This is a genomic window from Leisingera sp. (assembly GCF_034669605.1).
Taxonomy (GTDB): Bacteria; Pseudomonadota; Alphaproteobacteria; order Rhodobacterales; family Rhodobacteraceae; genus Leisingera.
This window is the reverse complement of the sequence record NZ_JAXMOX010000345.1, coordinates 1-2,607: the sequence shown is the minus strand read 5'-3', so window position 1 is coordinate 2,607 and position 2,607 is coordinate 1. Positions and strand designations below refer to the sequence as shown.

Annotated in this window: 3 protein-coding genes; all 3 read left to right on the top strand. The window is 67.0% G+C overall.

Features of this window, described 5'->3' with window-relative positions:
• The first annotated feature begins 116 nt into the window (after positions 1-116).
• The 3 genes from VOI29_RS23975 to VOI29_RS23965 all read left to right on the top strand — a co-directional run bounded on the left by VOI29_RS23975 (position 117) and on the right by VOI29_RS23965 (position 2,266).
• Positions 117-788: a hypothetical protein gene (locus VOI29_RS23975; protein WP_323784345.1), complete on the top strand. Its 672-nt coding sequence runs from the start codon at positions 117-119 to the stop codon at positions 786-788.
• Positions 789-1,001: 213 nt separating this feature from the next.
• Positions 1,002-1,604, top strand: a complete 603-nt coding sequence (locus VOI29_RS23970; protein ID WP_323784343.1) for a hypothetical protein — start codon at positions 1,002-1,004, stop codon at positions 1,602-1,604.
• Positions 1,601-2,266: a hypothetical protein gene (locus tag VOI29_RS23965; RefSeq protein ID WP_323784341.1), complete on the top strand. Its 666-nt coding sequence runs from the start codon at positions 1,601-1,603 to the stop codon at positions 2,264-2,266. Before VOI29_RS23970 ends, VOI29_RS23965 begins: the two co-directional genes overlap by 4 nt.
• Positions 2,267-2,607 lie beyond the last annotated feature (341 nt).

The window sequence follows — 2,607 nt, the reverse complement described above, 5'->3', positions numbered from 1 at the left end:
CAGGGCCATTTTACATCGCAGGCCGGTGTCACGGACCTGCACGCCGCCATCCGCACCGGCGCCTCCCACGAGACCCGCAAGGCGGCGCGCGGCCAGACACAAAAGGTGGACCAGCTGTGAGACAAGCGACCTCTTCAAATCCGGGCGCGGTCTTTCGCCTGGTCGGCAATACCGAGCTTCCCGAGTATCCGGTGTCCTCGTCGGTGCGTCTCGACAGTCACGGGTTCATCGCGTGGGAGTTCCGGCGGTATCTCAACTCGGACATGCGCTGGAATGCGACCCACGAGGTCAAGGGCATGTGGTTCGACCTCGCGCAGATGTCCCATGAGCAAACGCCGGTGGGGACACTGCCGGACGATCACGCGCGGCTGGCCCGCATGCTCGTGCCCTTTGTCGATCTCGTGACCTTCGAGGCGCTGGTCGAGCGGCCCTACGGGGTGCTGCATGGCTGGCACCCTTGCGTGTGTGACGACGGCACCGTGCGCCTGATGCACAACACGGTGACCCGCGTGGTGCTCGAGGCGCTGACGCGCAAGGAACTGAACGCCGCGCGCACGGACAGCGCCTCGGCCCGCAAGCGGCTGGACCGCCTGGCGGTGGCGCTGGCCGGTGTGGCGCCCTCGATCGCGATGGAGCCTGCGCAGGTCTACTGGGTGGATGCCCATATCCGCGACGCCATGGACCGCGAGGGCAACAAGCGCCGCACCGAGGCGCAGCTGCACGGCGCCATCCAGGCCTGCCTCGAGAAGGTGGCCGCAGGCTTCTTCCGCAAATCGCAAAGGGAATGACATGTGTCGCTATGTGTCCACGGACACATAGCGACAGTCCCGGGACACATAGGGACAGTCGCGGGACACATAGACGGACATAGCGGCGACTTAAGGGGTCTATGTGTCCCGCACCACAAGACAAGACACGACAATATAGGAAACCAAGGGCGCGGCAGGACGCAAACGGGGGGTGAGGGTTGAAACGGACCAGGCTGGGAAAAGGGGTAAGGCATGGATGAACGGGCACAGAAAGACGGGGAGAAGCGGGTGCGGCACCTGCTGATCGATCAATTGGAACGGTTGGGACTGATGCGACCGGCGGGCATGGCCAAGCCTGCCTTCGAGGCGATGCAGGACGAGCTGTGCCAGCGGCTGGCCTATATGACGGCCGATGGCTTGGGCGCGCTGGCCGAGGACATGGCGGGGCGCGGCGGCGGCAAGGAACGCGACCGGTTCCCGCTGGCGGCGCGGGTGCTGGAACGGGCGCGGGTGATCGAGGCGCCACAGGCGGATGCTTCGCCGCTGATCCGCAAGGTCTTTGCGGCGCGGCTCGGGGAGGCGGCGCTGGCGCAGGGCTTTGCGCCCGAGCTGATGCGGTGGCTGCGGTCGAACCGGCAGTGGCCGAGCAGCTTCGTGGTCAACGGGATCCGCGACGGCGCGCGGGAGAACCTGCGCCGGGCCGAGGATCTGCGGGCGTCGCAGGGCAGGGGGCAGGAGCTGGGCACGGGCGACCTTGCCTGGCTGGAGGCGCGGCAGGCGGAGATCGCCCGCTGCGTGCAGGCCCGCGAGCTGGGGCTGGGCGATGCCGCCGGTCGGGCAGGGGCGGCGGCATGAGCGTGCAGGGGGTGATCAAGCCGGACAGCATGGGCCGCGTGCGGCGGGAGATCTCGATCCAGCGGCTGTTGGAGTGGGCCTTCGCGGATGAATGCGCACAGGTGGACTTCGAGGACCCGGGGCGCTTGGTGCAAGGCTATTGGCCCACGGGCAATGCCTACCGGATGGCGCAGCGCGGTGTGCTGGGCTGCCGGATCGATGGCGGCGGCCGGTCCGATCCGGATCCGGATGCGGACCTGGTCGCGTCGGCCGTTGCAACGCTGCCCGAAAGCTGTGGCGGGCGCCGGATGGCGGTGGCAATGGCGGAATATGCGCGGGCGCGACGGGCGCCGGACTGCATGGCGGATGCGCGCATCGAGTGCGTGGTCACGGACTGGACCAGCAACCGCTATGGCAGGCGGGCCAAGACCGAGCGCATCGGCACCGAAACCGAGGTGCGGGGCAAGCGGCGGGTGAGCGTGCCGGTGCTGATCTGCCCGATCAGCTTCAGCCCGACGCAGGCGCAGATCGGTGCGGCGCGGCGTGCCTACCTGGCGTGGTACGGCGCGCTGCTGGAGCTGCGCGGAACGTTCCAGGCGCACCAGAACCTGAGCCGCTGGAAGGTGACCTCCGCCATGCCGGTGATGCGGCCGTGGAAAAGGGAAGGGGCCAAAAGGTCATAGCTGCCTGGACTACGTGTCGGCATCACTCAAGCGCCCGGATCGGATTGCCCGCTCCGGGCGCATTGCGTTGGGGGGAGGGGCGCCTCGGTGGTGTGAAGCCCGACACGAAGGGCGGAGAGCGGACCTTCGCTGCGGTTACGAAGTCAGGTCCACCGTTTGAGAAAGCAGCCGTTCGGCAGCACATTGCACTTTCAGCCGCAGCGAACGGCAGCTACGAGCCCTGAGTGCTCGATGCCGCGCGATGTCAGAATGTCAGCTTTAGTCATTTAGTGTCTTTGAGCCAATGGTTAGTCGCATTCATTTTCTGCCGCATAATCATGAAATGCGTGGGCAAGCTGCTT

Coding starts and splice junctions, on each gene's coding strand:
- VOI29_RS23970 (WP_323784343.1), top strand. CDS start 1,002: ATGGATGAACGGGCACAGAAAGACGGGGAGAAGCGGGTGCGGCACCTG.
- VOI29_RS23965 (WP_323784341.1), top strand. CDS start 1,601: ATGAGCGTGCAGGGGGTGATCAAGCCGGACAGCATGGGCCGCGTGCGG.